The organism is Pseudogemmobacter sp. TB195 (assembly GCF_058313095.1).
Map to the genome: position 1 here is coordinate 335145 of NZ_JBZEGG010000001.1, position 16649 is coordinate 351793.

Genomic DNA, 16649 nt, shown 5'->3' on the forward strand with positions numbered 1-16649 from the left:
AAGAACATCCCCCGCAAGCTGCGACAAGACAGCGACAAGACTGCGGCGGAGCCAACAGGGAGCTAACCTCATGATGGGACCAACGGGCCATCTGGACACTTTCACCCGCGACCGCCTGCCCGCCACAGAGACCTGGCCGGAGCTGGATCTGACGGGGTTCGACTATCCCGAATGGCTGAATGTGGGGGTCGAGCTGACCAACCGCATGGTCGAAAAGGGCTTTGGCGATCATATCGCGCTGATCGGCAATGGCCGCTCGCGCACCTATAAGGAACTGACCGACTGGACCAACCGCATCGCCCATGCCCTGGTCGAGGATTACGGCCTGAAGCCCGGCAACCGGGTGCTGATCCGGTCTGCCAATAATCCGGCGATGGTGGCCTGCTGGCTTGCGGCAACCAAGGCGGGGGCGGTGGTGGTCAATACCATGCCGATGCTGCGCTCGGGCGAGCTGGCGAAGGTGATCGACAAGGCCGAGATCAGCCATGCGCTTTGCGATACGCGGCTGATGGAGGATCTGATCCATTGCAAGAATGACAGTGCCTTTCTTACGACTGTGATCGGCTTTGACGGCACCGCCAATCATGATGCCGAACTGGACCGTATCGCCCTGAAAAAGCCGGTGCGATTTGACGCGGTCAAGACCGGGCGCGATGATGTGGCGCTTTTGGGCTTTACCTCGGGGACGACCGGGGATGCGAAGGCGACGATGCATTTCCACCGCGATCTGCTGATCATCGCGGATGGCTATGCGAAAGAGATCCTCAATGTGACGCCCGATGATATCTTCATCGGCAGCCCGCCTTTGGCCTTTACCTTCGGGCTGGGGGGCCTCGCGGTCTTCCCGCTGCGCTTTGGCGCGACCGCGGCGCTTTTGGAACAGGCCAGCCCGCCCAATATGATCGGCATGATCGAAGAGCATCGCGCCACCGTCTGCTTTACCGCGCCGACCGCTTACCGCGTGATGCTGGCCGCAATGGATCAGGGGGCGGATCTGTCCTCGCTGCGCGCGGCGGTCTCGGCGGGCGAGACCCTGCCCGCGCCGGTCTATGAGGAATGGCAGGCCAAAACCGGCAAGCCGATGCTTGATGGCATTGGCGCGACCGAGATGCTGCATATCTTCATCACCAACCGCTTTGACGATCACCGCCCCGGCTGCACCGGCAAGCCCGTCACCGGCTATGAGGCGAAGATCGTCGACGAGGACATGACCGAAAAACCGCGTGGCCAGACCGGGCGTCTTGCCGTGCGCGGCCCGACAGGCTGCCGTTACATGGATGACCCGCGCCAGGAGGTCTATGTAAGGGATGGCTGGAACCTGACCGGCGACACGTTCTGGCAGGATGAAGAGGGCTATTTCCACTTTGCCGCCCGGACCGACGACATCATCCTCTCGGCCGGCTACAATATCGCCGGACCCGAGGTCGAGGCGGCGCTGCTGTCGCATCCCGCGGTGCAGGAATGCGCGGTGATCGGCGCACCTGACGCGGATCGTGGCCAGATTGTCGAGGCGCATGTGATCCTCGCTCCGGGGCATGAGGGTGATGCGCTGATGATCAGGGCGCTGCAGGACCATGTGAAAAAGGTCATCGCCCCCTATAAATACCCGCGCCGCGTGGTCTTTACCGGGGCGCTGCCCAAGACCCAGACCGGCAAGATCCAGCGCTTCCAGCTGCGCCAGCCTGCGAAATCCTGAACGGCCACTCTTTTTGTGAAACCGGAGCCCCCCGATGAATGACGTCTTTCTCTGCGCGATGCGCCGCACGCCGATCGGGCGCTATGGCGGCGCGCTGGCCCCGGTGCGGCCCGATGATATGGCGGCACAGGTGATCGACGGGCTCGTGGCGCTGTATCCGGGGCTGGCGCCGGATGAGGTGATCTTTGGCTGCGCCAACCAGGCGGGCGAGGACAATCGCAATGTCGCGCGGATGGCGGTTCTGTTGTCGGGGCTGGATGTTTCGGTTCCGGGGCTGACGGTGAACCGGCTTTGTGCCTCGGGGATGGATGCGGTGATTGCGGGAGCACGGGCGATCCGGGACGGGGCCGATGTGATCATCGCGGGCGGCGTGGAATCGATGAGCCGGGCGCCTTTCGTGATGCCCAAGGCGGATGCGGCCTTTGCCCGCCAGGCCGAGATTTATGACACGACCATCGGCTGGCGCTTCGTCAACAAGCGGATCGCAAAGGCGTTCGGGATAGAGTCGATGCCCGAGACCGCCGAGAATGTCGCGGAAGACTACGGCATCTCGCGCGAGGATCAGGACATTTACGCTTTGTCGTCGCAGACCCGCTATGACGCAGCCTGGCATGCGGCGGATATCCTTCCGGTCACGATCCGGGGCCGCAAAGGCGATACGGTCGTCAGCGCGGATGAACACCCGCGCGCGACCTCGATTGAAAAGCTCGCCGCCCTGCCGGCACCATTTCGCGACGGCGGCACGGTGACCGCAGGCAATGCGGCGGGGGTGAACGACGGCGCGGCTGCGGTGCTGCTGGCCTCGGCCAAAGGCGTAAAGGCGCTTGGCCTGACGCCTCTGGCACGGATCGGGCGCGCCGCCTCGGCCGGGGTTGCGCCCCGGATCATGGGAATCGGCCCGATTGCGGCGGTGGAGCGTCTGGTCGCGCGCGGTGCAAAACCGCCCGCCGATCAGGATGTGATCGAGCTGAACGAGGCTTTTGCTGCCCAGGTTCTGGCCTGTACCCGTGCCTGGGGGCTCAGCGATGCTGACCCGCGCGTCAACGCCAAAGGCGGCGGCATCAGCATGGGCCATCCGCTTGGCATGTCGGGCGCCCGCATCGTCGCAAACGCGGCAAGACGGCTTGCAGAAACGGGCAGTGCCTCGGCGCTTGCCACGCTTTGCATCGGCGTCGGCCAGGGGGTCGCGGTCGAGCTGCTGGCGGTCTGAGGCGACTAATCCCGGCTGGGCGGCACTTTCCAGTGTTTCGCATAGGCCCGTGAAAAGTAATTCGGATCGCGAAAACCACAGCGCCAGGCGAGGTCGGCGATCCGCAGCTTTGCCTGGCCCGCCGCCTCGATCAGATCATGCGCATGGTGCAGGCGCCGCAGCAGAAGATGGGCGCGGAAGCTGGTTCCATGACTTTGCAAAAAGCGCTGGAGCTGGCGCGGGCTGAACTCCATCGCCGCAGCCACCTCTTCCAGCGACAGATCCGCCCGGCCCAGATTGGCGCCGATCAGGAATTTGAACCTCTCGAACGGGGTTTCGGCGCTGCCATTGTTCTTACCCCCCAGATCGCTGAGCACATGATCCAGCGCGCGAAACAGCATCTGTTTCAGCTCCTGGCTGCGGCCTTCGGGATGGGGCGCGCAGCGCAGAAGGTACCCCGCGACAAAGGCCAGATGATTGACCGACGGCATGGTGCCCGCCAGCACCCGCACCCCGGGGCCGAGGGCCGCATCGCTTTCGATCAACCCCAGATCACAGCGCCCGCCATCCGGCAGCCCGAGATCAAACGGGCCTGCGGGGGTCAGAAGCGCGATCTGCCCGGCCGGGAGCCAGACCCGTGGCCCGTCGCGCTCCTGCAGCCATCCCCCCCGGATCAGGCGCAACAGCAGCAGCACCCGCCCGGCTGATCCCGGGGTCGGGGTGAAATGCCAGCTCTGCTCGCCGCCGCCCAGATCCAGCGTCGACAACAGCACATCGCCGATCTCGATGGCCTGGAAATGCCCGTCCTCCGTGGCCGCCTGGGGCACCACCGCCCTGGCCTCGATCAGCCTGCCCCAGAGCCCGGCTGCCACCCGCAGCGCCGTCCGAAAGCGCGGCCGCGCGAAATCTCGCCGCGTCAGCCGGTCGGCCGCCCATAGCTGGCTCCCTGCCCCGGTCGCGTGCATGGCCTCACCCGCCCCTGGTGAAGACCCGGGTGGCGCAGCGCTCTGTCGTGAAAATCCAGATGGATAGAACATGGGTCCAGACAAATCCTGAGGCGGGACAGGCTAAACTTACTATTTTCGTCAGCAATGTCTAACCCTGATCGCATACCCCCGATCCGCCCCTGCCTCCTGAAGGGATTTGCCGCCATGCCGACCACAAGTTCGCCCCGAGCCCTTGCCCGCTGCCGCCAGCGGACCGGCCTTGCCGGGCTTTTGCTGACCACCTGCCTGATCGCAATCGCCCCGCCCGCCCATGCGCAAGAGGAAGAGCCGGTCTTTCTCGGCACCATCGTCGTCACCGCCAATCGCAGCGAGCGCCCGGTTTCCGCGATCCCCGGCGCAGTCCAGGTGATCGGCGAAGACGAGATCACCACCCAGATCGAACGGGGCGGCGATGCGACCAGCCTGCTGGCGCGGCTGGTGCCGGGCTTCAGCTTTGGCAACCAGACGCTTTCGGGCGCGTCCGAGACCTTCCGGGGCCGCAGCCTCCTGGTGATGGTGGATGGCGTGCCACGCAACACGCCCTTGCGCGACAGCTCGCGGACGCTGTCGCTGATCGATCTCGCCTCGGTCGAGCGGATCGAGGTGATCGGCGGCGCCTCCTCGCTTTATGGCGCGGGGGGCACCGGGGGCGTGGTCAATTTCATCACCCGGTCGGGCGCCAATGCCGATGGCACCGCGCGCGTCACGGTGGATCTGCGGGCCAAAGCCTTCACAACCGATATCGGTGCCTCGATCGCGCCCGAGCTTTCGGTCCAGGTCGACCAGAAGATCGGTGCCTTTGACTATGCCTTTACCCTGTCAGGCTGGCAAAGCCGCGAGACTTTTGACGGGGATGGCAATCTTCTGCCCTCGGATCCGATGCTGGGCCAGGGCGGCGGTGACCATACCAAAGCCGCCAATCTGGGTCTGCGCCTTGGCTATGATATCGACGATGCCAAACGGATCGAGCTGAGCTTTGAACAGGTTCGCCTCGACCAGAGGCCGGAATATTTCACCAGCTACACCGTTTCGCCGGTCGCGCCGGATCTGAGCCGCCCCTATTACGGCAAGCCGGTGACCGAGGATTCCAACTATCTGACGCTGCGCTACACCGATCAGGATTTCGCCCTCGGCAAGCTCGCGGTCACCTTTTCCCGCAATGACGTGATGAAGCGGTTTTCGTTCAACGTCTTTGATCCGGTGGTCAATACGCTGGTCTATTACAGCGGCAATCCGGCCGATCCGACCGCCGATTACAACCAGTCGGAACTGGAAAGCCTGCGCAACACGCTCACGGTGGCCATCGACAGCCCGCTGACCATTTTCGGGCGTGAAGCAGGGCTGAGCTGGGGCTTTGAGGCCGGAACGGACGAGACAAGGCAGAATGCAATCAACGGCCAGGCGATTTCGACGCCGCTCGACAGCGACAGCCGGGCGCTCTTTGCGCAGCTGACCCTGCCGGTGAATGACGCGCTGACGCTTTCGGGCGGCATCCGTTACGACCATTACGATCTGACCGTCGGCAATTTCTCGCGTCCGCGCGCCTATTACTACTTTCCGGCCTACCGGGTCGGGCTGGATCTGGCCCCGGTCAGCGTGACCGGCGACGAGTTCACCTTCGAGGAATTCACCGGCAATCTGGGCTTCACCTGGAAGCTCAACGAGGCAACGCAGCTGTTCGGCGGCTGGTCCCAGGGCTATTCTCTGACCGATATCGGCAGCTTTACCCGCCGCGCCGGGATGAATTCGGTGGCCGAGATCTGCACCGCTTACGGCAATGACAACCCGCTGATCGCCGCCGCTTATGGCTGCCGCACCCCCGGCACCTATGCGCTGTCCTATGCCGATATCGGCCCGAAGCCGCAGGTGGTGGACACCTGGGAGATCGGGCTGCGCCACGAGGAAGAGACCTGGAACGGCCAGATCTCGGCCTGGTATTCGACCTCGGATGAGGGGGTGAATTTCAACCCGGTCACCAATCAGGTCAGCCAGCAGCGCGAAGAGATCTGGGGCATCGAGGCCCAGGGCATGTATGCCATTTCCGACGCGACGGTGCTCGATGGTATGATCGGCTACCGCGAGGGTCGCGTTGACAAAAACGGCGATGGCAAAGTCGATGCCTGGATCGGCAATAACCGGATCGGATCCCCGTTGCGGGTGCGGCTCGGGGTGACGCAGGAGTTTGAGAATGGCTGGCGTGCCCGGGTCGAGGCGCTGCATCTGGCGGGCCGTGACCGCGCGCCGGGCGAGATCGACCTGCAAAGCGTCAACCTTGTCAATGCAAGCGTGTCGAAACAGATCGGCCCCGGGCTGTTTTCGGTCGCGGTCGAAAACCTCTTCGACACGGGCTATGCCAACCCCACCGCCACCGCCACGCGCAATGTCGACAGTATGGGCCTCGGCCGCACAGTGACCGTCGGTTACCGGGTTTCGTTCTGATATGATCCATTTCGGCCGCCATGCGGCGCGGGATATGGCTTCGGCTTTGTCCCTGCGCTTCCAGCCACCTCAGGATATCACCGACAGCGCCGGCTACCTGGCGCTGTTTGAGCGGCTCGCCCGCCATGACAGTCCCTTCGTTCTCTATTCCGATCTGAGGGGCTTCCGTCTTGATCACGACGGCGAGGTGGCGCAGAACCAGCTGGCCAAAGCCAGCCGTTCGGCCACCGCCGAGCGGATCCGGGGGCTGGTGCTCGTCACCGACACCCCGACCGAGCGCAAGCGGGCCGCCTTCTCGCAATTCTGGTCTGTCCCCGTCGAGGTTTATGATGACCAAAGCATCGCCGAGGCCGCTTTCCTCGCCCTCCATGACCGGCTCTTCGCAGACCGGTGAGACCCTGCCCGGCCCGATGCGCCGCTATGCGGTTCTGGCCGCGCTGTATATCGCGCAGGGAGTGCCGTCCTATGTCGTCGCTGCCGCCGTGCCGCCGATCCTGCGCGAAAACGGGGTGTCGAAGGAAGCGATCGGGATGCTGGCACTGATCATGCTGCCGCTGGCCCTGAAATTCCTCTGGGCACCCTGGATCGAGCGCTTCAACCCGCTGCGCGCCCTTGGGCCAAGGCGGGGCTGGATCGTGCCGATGCAGCTTGCCACCGCCTTGTGCATCTTCGCCCTCGCGCTGATCGCGCCGACCAATATCCCGGCGCTGTTTGTCATCGGACTTACGCTGGCGCTGACGACTTCGACCCAGGATATCGCGACCGATGGCTATGCGGTGCTGACGCTCGCGCCGCAGGAACGTGCCACCGGCAATGCGATCCAGGGCGGCGCGGTTGCAGCCTCGGTTCTGATCGGCGGCACGGCCAGCCTGTTGATTTACCACCATTTCGGCTGGCAGGTGACCATGATCACCATGGGCTTTGTCACGCTTTTGCCGCTGATCATCCTGCCATGGATGTATGAGGATCAGGCCCGCCCGGCCCCACGCCGGCGGCCCTCGATCCGGGCCTTCCTTGCCCGCCCCGAAGCACTCAGCGTCCTCGGCCTTGCGCTCTTCTACCGCGCCTCGGAAGGGCTGGTGAAGGCGATGGAGGGTGCCTATCTCGTCGATGCCGGGATGCCGCTTGACTGGATCGGCTATCTCTCGGGCGCGGCCGCGGCGAGTGTTGGGCTGGGCGGCGCCGCCCTTGCGGCGATCCTGGTAAAGGGTCGTGGCGCGCATCAGACGCTGGTGCTTTTGGGCAGCCTGCGCAGCCTCTGTTTCGCGATCTTCACCCTGCACGCCTTCGGCGTTCTCGGCGGTCTCTACCCGGTCGGAGCGGCGGCAGTGTTCCAGACCCTGATCCGCTATATGGAGATCGTTGCGCTTTATTCCCTGTTCATGCAGGTCTGTTCTTCGGACCAGCCCGGAACCGATTTCACCCTGCTCGCCTGCGCGCAGATGATCGTCTATCAGTTTGGCGGCGTTGCCTCGGGCTTTATCGCTGCAAAGCTCGGCTATGGTGGCCTTTTCCTGATCGCCACGCTGATCTCGATGGCCGCAACCGCCGGAGCGCGCTGGCATGGGACCAGAAGCGCCCATGTAAGCGTGAGGACCTGACGCCAGCCCGGCATAGGGGTCAACCATCTGGTATATAGGTTATTTCCTTCGTCGCCACCGCTGGCGGCACCATCGTCTCGGCCTTTGTGATCGGCGTGGCGCCGGGTGGTCTGGTGATCCTGGGCGCCGTGGTGATCGCGCAGCCCCAGCAGTGGCGTGAGGCCCGGGTCGCGTGGCGCGCCCGGGCTTCTGTGCTGTAATCACCTGGTCTCGCTGCGGCTGAGGAAGGCGGTGATCCGGCTTTGCGCCTCTTCGCCTTCCCAGCATCTGGCAAGGGCGGCGACGGAAAGCGCGGCCCCGTCCGGGCCCGGCACAGCCGGGTCGCGGCAGAACCTTTTGGCCATCGCGACCGCGCCGGGCGTGGTCCGCAGCACGGCTGTGGTGATTTCCGCGATATGCTGATCGAGATCCGCCGCCGGGCAGGCCTGGTACAAAAGCCCCGATCTCAGCGCGAAATCCGTACCAAAGGTCGCACCGGTGAAAAAGATCTGCCGCCCCATGCCCGGGCCGGTCTTGCGCAGAACGAACGGCCCGATGGTCGCCGGGATCAGCCCGAGCCGCGTCTCGGTCAGCGCGAAACGAACGCCCTCGGCGGCAATCGCGAGATCACAGACCGAAATCAGCCCTAGGCCGCCGCCCCAGGCATTGCCCTGGATACGCCCGATCAACGGCTTTGGCATCTCATCCAGCGTACTCAGCATGGCGAAAAGGCCCTGCGCCGCCTGGGCTTTGCCGGCGGCATCGGCCTCCTGCTGTTCGCGCATCCAGTCGAGATCCCCCCCCGCGCAGAATGTCGGCCCCTCTGCGGCAAGGATCACCGCCCGGACCGCGGGATCTTTGCCCAGGGCCATCGCGGCCCCGGTCAGTTCGGCCATCATGGTCGCATTCATCGCATGATGTTTCTGCGGCCGGTCCAGCGTCACCGTCGCGATGCCCTGCGCATCGGTTTCGACCCGGATGGTGGAGAAGCCGCTCATGAACCAGCCCCCTCTTTCAGTTTGAGACGAATGTACTCTTCGGCGCGTGCCAGCGCCGTCAGATCCAGGCCGGTCACCCAGCCCGCGCTTTCCAGATGCCGCGCCAGCAGGGTGGTCGAGACATTTCCTTTGGCACCCGGCGCATAAGGGCAACCGCCCAGCCCCGCGATCGAGCTGTCAAACACCCTGAGCCCCGCCGCCAGCGCCACATCGACATTGGCAATGGCCTGTCCGCCGGTATCGTGGAAATGCCCGGCAAGCCGTGCCGGATCCAGCCGGGGCAGCAGCACTGCCAGCAGCCGGTCGATATCCTGAGGCACCGCGCGGCCCAAAGTGTCGCCCAGTGAGACCTCATAGCAGCCAAGGCTGAACAGCGCTTCGCTTGCAGACAGCGCCGCTTCGGGGCGCACGTCCCCCTCATAGGGGCAATGGGTGATGCAGCTCACATAGCCGCGCAGCGCGACCCCGGACTCTTGCGCCAGGGCCGCGACCGGCGCGAACCGCGCAAGGCTCTCGGCAATCGAACAGTTGATATTGCGCTGCGAAAAGCTCTCGGACGCCGAGGCGAAGATCGCGACTTCGCGGACACCGGCGGCCAGCGCAGCCTCCATCCCGCGCAGGTTCGGGGTCAGGGCGGCATAGATGACGCCGGGCGCGGGCGCGATCCCCGCCATCACCGCACCCGCATCCGCCATTTGCGGCACCCAGCGGGGCGAGACGAAACTCGCCGCCTCGATATGGGTCAGGCCGGTCTGCGAAAGCATATCGATCAGCGCGATTTTTGTCGCGGTCGGCACGAAACCCGGCTCATTTTGCAAGCCATCCCTCGGCCCGACCTCGTAGATGCGGACCGCTTTTCCCGACTTTTGGGTCATCGCTTTCTCTCCTCAGCCCGGCGGGGTGAAACCGAGCATCCGCCCCAGCTTCGAGCTGTAGAACTGCCCAAGGATTCCGCGGCGGAACAACAGGACGCAGACCATGAACACGACCCCGGTGATGATGGTGACCGGGAAGTCCGAGGTCGCCAGCCCATTTCCAAGCGCCACGATCAGCCCGGCCCCGGCCACCGGCCCGAGAATGGTGCCGATCCCGCCCAGAAGGTTCATCAGGATCACCTCGCCCGACATTTGCCAGGTCACATCTGTCAGCGTCGCAAACTGGAACACGAGCGCCTTCAGCCCGCCCGCAAGCCCCGCCAGCGCCGCTGACATCACGAAAGCGCCCAGCTTGTAGCGCGCGACTGAGAGACCCAGCGAGACCGCACGCTGCTCATTCTCGCGAATGGATTTCAGCACCATCCCAAAGGGCGAATGCACGAACCGCCAGATCACCGCCATGCCGATCAGGAAGACCGCCAGCACGAAATAATACATGGTCATCGTGTCCGAAAGGCTGATCAGCCCAAAGACATTGCCGCGCGGCACCGATTGAATGCCATCCTCGCCATGGGTGAACGGCGCCTGGATGCAGAAGAAGTAGAACATCTGCGACAGCGCCAGCGTGATCATCGCGAAATATATCCCCTGGCGGCGGATCGCGAGGAGGCCGAACAAAAGCCCGAGCGCCGCCGCACCGATGACACCGACCAGGAGGCCAAGTTCAGGCGTCAGCCCCCATTCCTTCATCGCATGGGCGGTGAAATAGGCCGCGCCACCGAAAAACGCCGCATGGCCAAAGCTGAGGAGGCCGGTATAGCCGAGGAGCAGGTTGAAGGCCGCCGCGAAAAGCGCAAAGCACAGGAACTTCATCATGAACAGCGGGTAGACCAGCAAGGGCGCCACCAGCAGCAGGGCGACCAGCGCGATCAGCAAAAGGCGGCGGATGGTGATGGCCTGGCGGATCGGCCTGACCTCGTCAGAAACAGCCCCGGCGGCGGATGTGGGATGGGACATTTCAGGCCTCCTTTCCGAACAGACCGGCAGGCCGGACCAGAAGAATGATCGCCATGATCACGAAAATGACGGTGCTCGACGCTTCGGGGTAGAAGACCTTGGTCAGCGCCTCGGCGATGCCCAGGAGATAGCCGGTGAAGATCGCGCCAAGGATTGACCCCATGCCGCCCACCACGACCACGGCGAAGACGACGATGATCAGATGCGACCCCATCAAAGGCGAGATCTGGTAGATCGGCGCCGCCAGCACACCGGCAAAACCTGCAAGCCCAGCGCCCAGCCCGTAAGTCAGCGTCAGCAAAAGCGGCACATTCACCCCAAAAGCCTGCACCAGCTGCGGGTTTTCGGTCGCGGCGCGCAGGTAGGACCCCAGTTTCGTGCGCTCGATCACCAGCCAGACCGCAAGGCACATCACCAGCGAAGCCACCACCACCCAGGCGCGGTAGATCGGCAGCATCATGAACCCAAGATTGACCGTGCCCTTCAGCAGCTCCGGCACCGGATAGGGCGAGCCCGAGACGCCGAAGAACCAGCGAAACACCCCTTCCAGCGCCAGCGCGAGGCCGAAGGTGAACAAAAGCCCATGCAGGTGGTCAAGCTCGTAAAGGCGGCGCAGGAACAACCGCTCAACGAGCACGCCGCTCAGCCCCACGATCAGCGGCGCAAGGATCAGTGCAAACCAGTAATTCACCCCCAGCAGCGTCAGCAGCAAAAGCGTGGTGAACGCGCCCAGCATATATTGCGCGCCATGGGCAAAGTTGATCACCCTGAGCAGGCCGAAGATCACCGCGAGGCCAAGGCTGAGAAGCGCGTAGAAAGAGCCGTTGATCAACCCGACCAGCAGCTGACTCATCAGTGCCTGGAGGGGGATACCGAAAACCATGATCATGGAGCTCTCCTCTTACACGCCCAGCACGCGGGCCAGGGCCTCGCGATGCTGTGCCAGCTCGGCCACCGGGAAGTCTTCGGTGATGCGGCCGTGATCCATCAGGCAGAAACGGTCGGCGACCTTCTGGGCGAAACGGAAGTTCTGCTCGACGAGCACAATGGTCAGCCCGCGCGATTTCAGCGTTTTCAGCACATCGCCGATCCGTTCGATGATGACGGGGGCAAGCCCCTCGGTCGGCTCGTCCAGCAGGATACAGGTGGCGCCGGTGCGCAGGATGCGGGCGATTGCCAGCATCTGCTGCTCGCCCCCCGAAAGCCGCGTGCCCTGCGAACGCCTGCGTTCCAGGAGGTTCGGGAAGAGATCATAGATCTCGTCAAGGCTCATGCCGCCCGGCGCCACCATCGGCGGCAGCATCAGGTTTTCCTCGACGCTCAGCGCCGAAAAGATGCCGCGCTCTTCGGGCACAAAACCAAGCCCCGCCTGCGCTACCCGGTGCAAAGGCACCGTCATCAGATCGGTGTCGCCCAGCCGGATGCTGCCAGTGCGCTTTTTCAGGATGCCCATAATGGCGCGCAAAGTCGTGGTCTTGCCCATGCCATTGCGGCCCAGGATGCAGATGGTTTCCCCCGCCTTCACCGTCAGATTGACCCCATGGAGGACATGGCTCTCGCCATACCAGGCCTCCAGATCCTTTACCTCGAGACAGGTGGTCATGGTTCCTCCGTGCCCATATAGGCGCTGCGGACGCGGGGGTCGGCGGCGACGCTTGCGTAATTGCCGGATGCGATGACCTCGCCGCGCTGCAAAACGGTGACCTGGTCACAGATATCCGCCACGACCGAGAGGTTGTGTTCCACCATCAGCACGGCGCGGGATTTGCCCAACTCGCGGATTACACCCGCAACCATCTGCACATCCTCCTGCCCCATGCCCGCCAGCGGCTCATCCAGCAGCAAGAGCTTCGGGTCCAGCGCCAGCGTGGTCGCGATTTCCAGCACGCGTTTGCGGCCATAGGACAGATCGGTTGCGCGGTGGTTGATCCAGGGCGTCAGGCCGAATTGTTCAACCAGCTCGGTTGCGCGCGGGGTCAGCCGGTCCAGCGCCTTCATCGGCAGCCAGAATTGCGTGGCCAGCCCATTTGGGCGCTGCAACGCGGTGCGGATGTTTTCCAGCACCGTCAGATGCGGAAACACTGCCGAGATCTGGAACGACCGCACCATCCCCATCCGTGCCACGCGGTCAGGGGTCATCGCGGTGATATCCTCGCCCATCAGCGTGATCGTGCCAGAGGTCGGGCGCAGAAACTTGGTCAGCAGATTGAAAACTGTCGTCTTGCCCGCGCCATTTGGCCCGATCAGCGCATGGATCCGCGCATGTTCCACATCAAGATCGACATTGTTGACGGCGGTGAAACCGGCAAATGTCTTGCCCAGCCCGCGCGCAGAAAGAACGACGCGGGCGGGCCCGGCCTTGGGTAACGGAGTCATTCGGGTCTCCTCGACATGCGGGGGGCCTGACGGCTGGCAAGATTGCGGATCTGGCAACGGCTCCGCGAGAACCGCAGCGGCGGCCTGACTGTCAGCATCCTGCCTTCGCTGGGATGGTCGGTTTCACAAAACAGGCCGGTCGCCTGGACATGTGGATCCCGGGCAAGGTCTTCGAAACGGTTTACACGCGAACAGGGGATTTGCAGCGGTTCCAGCAGGTCGAGCCAGTCCTGAACCTTGCGGCTTTGCAACAGCGACGCAAGCCGTTCGTAAAGCGTGGCGATCATGGCGGCGCGCGCGCGGTCATCGGTCAGCGCTGGCTCAGTTGCCCAGTCCTCGCGCCCGGCGGCGCGGAAAAATGCCTGCCAATGCGCGCCGGAATAGGGCATCACGGCGATATAGCCATCCGCCGCGCGGTAAGGGCGCCGCCAGGGGGTCAGCAGCCGCTGATAGCCCGCGGGCCCCTCAGGCGGAATGAAGCTCAGCCCCGCCAGATGCTCTACCGCCAGGAAAGACACCATGCTTTCAAACATCGGCACCTCGACAGCCTGGCCCTGGCCGCTGAGTTCGCGTTCAAACAGCGCCGAGGTGATGGCCGAGACCGCGAAAAGCCCCGCCGTCTTGTCGGCCACGATGGTCGGCGCATAGGCGGGACCGTCGGCCCCCGGCATCAGCCCGGCCCAGCCGCTGGCGGCCTGGATAATATCGTCATAGGCGGGGCGGTCGCGATAAGGCCCGTCCTGGCCAAAACCCACAATCGCGCAATAGATCAGCCGGGGAAAGCGGGACCCGAGTGTCTCCGCATCCAGCCCGAGCCTGCGCGCAGCCCCCATCCGCATATTATGAACAAAGACGTCAGCCCCGGCGATCTCTTCCATCAGCCTTGCGTGATCGCCCGGGTCTTTCAGATCCAGCGTCACCAGATCCTTGTTGCGGTTGCAGTTGAGGAACGCCGCCCCCATGCCGGGGCTGCGGGCCGGACCTGGGGCGCGCATGATATCGCCCCCCGGCGCCTCGACCTTAATGACCTGCGCCCCCAGATCGCCCAGCATCTGCGTGGCAAACGGCCCGGCGATCACCGTGGTCAGGTCAAGAATGCGGATGCCTGCAAGCGGGCCAGCCATCTTTGCCCCCCTCAGCGCGCGGTAAAGCCGCCATCGACCGGCAGCGCCACGCCGGTGACGAAGGATGCATCATCCGAGGCCAGCCAGAGCGCGGCATGGGCGACTTCCTCTGCCTTGCACAGCCGCCCCATCGGCACGGCGGTCATCATCCGGGCCTGGTTGGCCTCGGCCTCGGCCGGATCGCCGGAGCGCCCGGTGAAACCAAGCTTCATCGGCGTGTCTGCCAGCCCCGGGCAGACGACATTCACGCGCACATTATCCGCCGCAAAACGCTGCGCGAGGGATTTCGTCAGGCCGACCACGGCGAATTTCGCCGCCGAATAGACCGGGCTGAACATCGACCCGACCAGACCCGAGACCGATGAGGTGAAGACGATCGAGCCGCCGCCGGCCTTGCGCATATGGGCGATGACCTCGCCCGCCGCCAGCGTGGCGGAGGTGACGTTCAGCGTCATGGCAAGGTTATAGGCGTCAACATCCAGCGCCTCGACGCCGCCCGGGCCGGGGATGCCGGCATGGGCCCAGAGCACATCGACCCCGCCCAGCAACGCCGCACCTTCATTGATGGATGAGCGCATTTCTTCGGGTTTCGACAGATCGGCGCGGATCGTGTGCAGCCGGTCGCCCGCCGCGAGATCGGCGCTCAGCGCGGCAAGGCCCGCCTCGCTGACATCGACGGCGACGACACTGGCGCCTTCGCGCAGGAACAGCTCGACCCCGGCGCGGCCCATGCCCGAGGCGGCGGCGGTGACGATGACGCGTTTGTCTTTCAGGCGCATGATGGCCCTCCTCTTGATGGCAGCTCAGTCGGCATAGGCGTCGGGGAAACGCCCATGGGTGCTGATGATGGTGGTTTTGGTTTCCAGATAGCTGTCGAGCGCCTCGACCCCGTTCTCGCGGCCCCAGCCGCTGGCGCCGAAGCCGCCATAGGGGGTGGACCAGCGGATAAACCGGTAGGTATTGACCCAGACCATGCCCGCGCGGATCTTTGCGGTCACGCGATGCGCGCGCCCGGTATCGCCGGTCCATAGCCCCGCCGTCAGACCATAACGGGTGTCATTGGCGATGCGGACGGCGTCGTCTTCGTCGTCAAAGGGGATCAGCGCTGCCACGGGGCCAAAGATCTCGTCCTGAGCGATGCGCATATCATTGGAAACGCCGGCGAAAACCGTCGGCTGCACGAAGTAGCCATTGCCATGGATACCGCCCGATAGGCGCTCGCCGCCCGTGACCAGCTCGGCGCCGTCTTCCTTGCCATAACCGATATAGGCGAGGGTTTTCTCCAGCTGCGCCAGATGCGCCTGCGGCCCCATATGGGTGTTTGCATCACACGCCGGGCCAACCCGCACGCGGGCTGCACGGTCGCGGAACCCTTCCACCACGCGGTCATAGACAGACCGCTGCACCAAGACGCGCGAGCCGAGCGCGCAGCTTTGACCACATAATGTCCAGGCCGAATTGGTTGCCGCATTCAGCGCCTGGTCGATATCGGCATCGTCAAAAATGATATGCGGAGACTTGCCGCCCAGCTCGAACGTAAAGCGTTTCATCGTTTGTGAACCAACATTCACAATCGCGCGGGCAGTACCGCCCTCGCCAGTGAAGGCCACCTTGTCGACGCCCGGATGCGCCACCAGCCATTCCCCGACATCGCCGCCGCCATAGCCCGGCACGATATTCACCACGCCCGGCGGGAAGCCTGCGGCCTCAAAGAGCCGCCCCAGCTCCAGCGTTCCGACCGGGGTTTGCTCCGCCGGTTTCAACACCACGGTGCAGCCCGCCGCCAGCGCGGGGCCAAGCTTCCAGGCCGCCGCCATCAGCGGCACATTCCAGGGAGTGATTGCCGCGACAACTCCAACCGGCACGCGGCTTGTGAAAGCGTGAACCGTATTGTCAAAGGGGATCGTCCGCCCCGAAGCCTTATCGGCCAGCGAGGCCCACCAGTGATAGCCGTTGTGATGGCTGCCAATATCGGCCCGAGCCTCGCGGATCGCACGACCGGAATCACGCGCTTCCAGTTCGGCCAGTTCGCCCGCCCGCGCCTGGTAAAGATCGGCGAACCGGCGCATCAGGGCCGCGCGTTCATGGCCGGGCATCGTGCCCCATGGCCCCTCAAGTGCCGCCCGCGCCGCCGCCACCGCGCGATCAACATCGCCGCGCCCGGCCCGCGCCACCAAAGCCCAGATCGCACCGGTCGAGGGATCGATGCTTTCGATCATGCCGCCTTCTTCCGGCAGCACCCATTCGCCACCGATATAAAGCCTGTCGAAACGCAATATGTCGCTGTTTGCCGGTGTCACGGGCATCGGGGTCTCTCGTTTGTCAGGGGAAAGAAGGGCCCGCCAGAACCGTCCGGCGGACCCGGGCGC

General features: G+C 64.4%; 15 protein-coding genes. 5 read left to right on the forward strand and 10 right to left on the reverse strand.

Annotation, left to right across the window (positions count from 1 at the left end):
• Nucleotides 1–70 precede the first annotated feature (70 nt).
• Together AC4FS3_RS01620 and AC4FS3_RS01625 are read left to right on the forward strand one after the other, a co-directional pair.
• Complete coding sequence (locus AC4FS3_RS01620) at nucleotides 71–1696, forward strand: AMP-binding protein (RefSeq protein WP_491019079.1); 1626 nt, start codon at nucleotides 71–73, stop codon at nucleotides 1694–1696.
• Between the two features lie 34 nt (nucleotides 1697–1730).
• Nucleotides 1731–2906 (forward strand): acetyl-CoA C-acyltransferase, encoded by a 1176-nt coding sequence (locus AC4FS3_RS01625; RefSeq protein WP_491019080.1) that lies wholly within the window; start codon nucleotides 1731–1733, stop codon nucleotides 2904–2906.
• A 5-nt stretch (nucleotides 2907–2911) separates the two neighbouring features.
• On the opposite strand, the gene AC4FS3_RS01630 is transcribed toward AC4FS3_RS01625, so the two are convergent.
• The gene (locus AC4FS3_RS01630) at nucleotides 2912–3850 is read right to left on the reverse strand and encodes a helix-turn-helix transcriptional regulator (RefSeq protein WP_491019081.1); all 939 of its coding nucleotides are present in this window, start codon (nucleotides 3848–3850) and stop codon (nucleotides 2912–2914) included.
• Between the two features lie 186 nt (nucleotides 3851–4036).
• Between AC4FS3_RS01630 and AC4FS3_RS01635 the strand changes: the two genes are divergently transcribed.
• From AC4FS3_RS01635 to AC4FS3_RS01645, 3 genes are read left to right on the forward strand one after another with little or no spacing between them, the layout of a single operon-like run.
• Complete coding sequence (locus AC4FS3_RS01635; RefSeq protein WP_491019082.1) at nucleotides 4037–6310, forward strand: TonB-dependent receptor; 2274 nt, start codon at nucleotides 4037–4039, stop codon at nucleotides 6308–6310.
• Between the two features lies 1 nt (nucleotide 6311).
• A complete protein-coding gene (locus tag AC4FS3_RS01640) occupies nucleotides 6312–6704 on the forward strand; it encodes a hypothetical protein (RefSeq protein WP_491019083.1) in 393 nt (130 codons plus the stop codon).
• Nucleotides 6640–7911 carry an MFS transporter gene (locus AC4FS3_RS01645; RefSeq protein ID WP_491019084.1) on the forward strand — a complete coding sequence of 424 codons (1272 nt, stop codon included), beginning with the start codon at nucleotides 6640–6642 and terminating at the stop codon, nucleotides 7909–7911. Before AC4FS3_RS01640 ends, AC4FS3_RS01645 begins: the two co-directional genes overlap by 65 nt.
• Nucleotides 7912–8111: 200 nt before the next feature.
• Here AC4FS3_RS01645 and AC4FS3_RS01650 read toward each other — a convergent pair whose 3' ends face one another.
• Genes AC4FS3_RS01650 through AC4FS3_RS01690 form a run of 9 tightly spaced genes read right to left on the reverse strand, consistent with a single transcriptional unit; the run spans nucleotide 8112 to nucleotide 16586 of the window.
• Nucleotides 8112–8888, reverse strand: a complete 777-nt coding sequence (locus AC4FS3_RS01650) for an enoyl-CoA hydratase-related protein (protein ID WP_491019085.1) — start codon at nucleotides 8886–8888, stop codon at nucleotides 8112–8114.
• A complete protein-coding gene (locus tag AC4FS3_RS01655; RefSeq protein WP_491019086.1) occupies nucleotides 8885–9763 on the reverse strand; it encodes a hydroxymethylglutaryl-CoA lyase in 879 nt (292 codons plus the stop codon). Before AC4FS3_RS01655 ends, AC4FS3_RS01650 begins: the two co-directional genes overlap by 4 nt.
• 12 nt (nucleotides 9764–9775) lie before the next feature.
• Entirely contained in the window at nucleotides 9776–10780 is a 1005-nt protein-coding gene (locus AC4FS3_RS01660; RefSeq protein ID WP_491019087.1) for a branched-chain amino acid ABC transporter permease, read from the reverse strand.
• Between the two features lies 1 nt (nucleotide 10781).
• A complete protein-coding gene (locus tag AC4FS3_RS01665) occupies nucleotides 10782–11669 on the reverse strand; it encodes a branched-chain amino acid ABC transporter permease (RefSeq protein WP_283176603.1) in 888 nt (295 codons plus the stop codon).
• 12 nt (nucleotides 11670–11681) lie between these two features.
• Nucleotides 11682–12383, reverse strand: coding sequence for an ABC transporter ATP-binding protein (locus AC4FS3_RS01670; RefSeq protein WP_491019088.1), 702 nt, complete (start codon nucleotides 12381–12383; stop codon nucleotides 11682–11684).
• Nucleotides 12380–13156, reverse strand: a complete 777-nt coding sequence (locus AC4FS3_RS01675; RefSeq protein WP_491019089.1) for an ABC transporter ATP-binding protein — start codon at nucleotides 13154–13156, stop codon at nucleotides 12380–12382. The genes AC4FS3_RS01670 and AC4FS3_RS01675 overlap by 4 nt, the downstream gene beginning before the upstream one ends.
• Entirely contained in the window at nucleotides 13153–14280 is a 1128-nt protein-coding gene (locus AC4FS3_RS01680) for a CaiB/BaiF CoA transferase family protein (protein ID WP_491019090.1), read from the reverse strand. The genes AC4FS3_RS01675 and AC4FS3_RS01680 overlap by 4 nt, the downstream gene beginning before the upstream one ends.
• A gap of 11 nt (nucleotides 14281–14291) precedes the next feature.
• A complete protein-coding gene (locus AC4FS3_RS01685; protein ID WP_283176599.1) occupies nucleotides 14292–15059 on the reverse strand; it encodes an SDR family NAD(P)-dependent oxidoreductase in 768 nt (255 codons plus the stop codon).
• A gap of 24 nt (nucleotides 15060–15083) precedes the next feature.
• On the reverse strand, nucleotides 15084–16586 hold the full coding sequence (locus AC4FS3_RS01690; RefSeq protein ID WP_491019091.1) for an aldehyde dehydrogenase: 1503 nt from the start codon (nucleotides 16584–16586) through the stop codon (nucleotides 15084–15086).
• Nucleotides 16587–16649 lie beyond the last annotated feature (63 nt).

Excerpts from the sequence above, each read along its gene's own strand:
- AC4FS3_RS01675 (WP_491019089.1), bottom strand. The coding sequence starts at position 13,156 with ATGACTCCGTTACCCAAGGCCGGGCCCGCCCGCGTCGTTCTTTCTGCG.
- AC4FS3_RS01625 (WP_491019080.1), top strand. The coding sequence starts at position 1,731 with ATGAATGACGTCTTTCTCTGCGCGATGCGCCGCACGCCGATCGGGCGC.
- AC4FS3_RS01670 (WP_491019088.1), bottom strand. The coding sequence starts at position 12,383 with ATGACCACCTGTCTCGAGGTAAAGGATCTGGAGGCCTGGTATGGCGAG.
- AC4FS3_RS01640 (WP_491019083.1), top strand. The coding sequence starts at position 6,312 with ATGATCCATTTCGGCCGCCATGCGGCGCGGGATATGGCTTCGGCTTTG.
- AC4FS3_RS01635 (WP_491019082.1), top strand. The coding sequence starts at position 4,037 with ATGCCGACCACAAGTTCGCCCCGAGCCCTTGCCCGCTGCCGCCAGCGG.
- AC4FS3_RS01690 (WP_491019091.1), bottom strand. The coding sequence starts at position 16,586 with ATGCCCGTGACACCGGCAAACAGCGACATATTGCGTTTCGACAGGCTT.
- AC4FS3_RS01665 (WP_283176603.1), bottom strand. The coding sequence starts at position 11,669 with ATGATCATGGTTTTCGGTATCCCCCTCCAGGCACTGATGAGTCAGCTG.
- AC4FS3_RS01680 (WP_491019090.1), bottom strand. The coding sequence starts at position 14,280 with ATGGCTGGCCCGCTTGCAGGCATCCGCATTCTTGACCTGACCACGGTG.
- AC4FS3_RS01660 (WP_491019087.1), bottom strand. The coding sequence starts at position 10,780 with ATGTCCCATCCCACATCCGCCGCCGGGGCTGTTTCTGACGAGGTCAGG.
- AC4FS3_RS01650 (WP_491019085.1), bottom strand. The coding sequence starts at position 8,888 with ATGAGCGGCTTCTCCACCATCCGGGTCGAAACCGATGCGCAGGGCATC.
- AC4FS3_RS01655 (WP_491019086.1), bottom strand. The coding sequence starts at position 9,763 with ATGACCCAAAAGTCGGGAAAAGCGGTCCGCATCTACGAGGTCGGGCCG.
- AC4FS3_RS01630 (WP_491019081.1), bottom strand. The coding sequence starts at position 3,850 with ATGCACGCGACCGGGGCAGGGAGCCAGCTATGGGCGGCCGACCGGCTG.
- AC4FS3_RS01620 (WP_491019079.1), top strand. The coding sequence starts at position 71 with ATGATGGGACCAACGGGCCATCTGGACACTTTCACCCGCGACCGCCTG.
- AC4FS3_RS01645 (WP_491019084.1), top strand. The coding sequence starts at position 6,640 with ATGACCAAAGCATCGCCGAGGCCGCTTTCCTCGCCCTCCATGACCGGC.
- AC4FS3_RS01685 (WP_283176599.1), bottom strand. The coding sequence starts at position 15,059 with ATGCGCCTGAAAGACAAACGCGTCATCGTCACCGCCGCCGCCTCGGGC.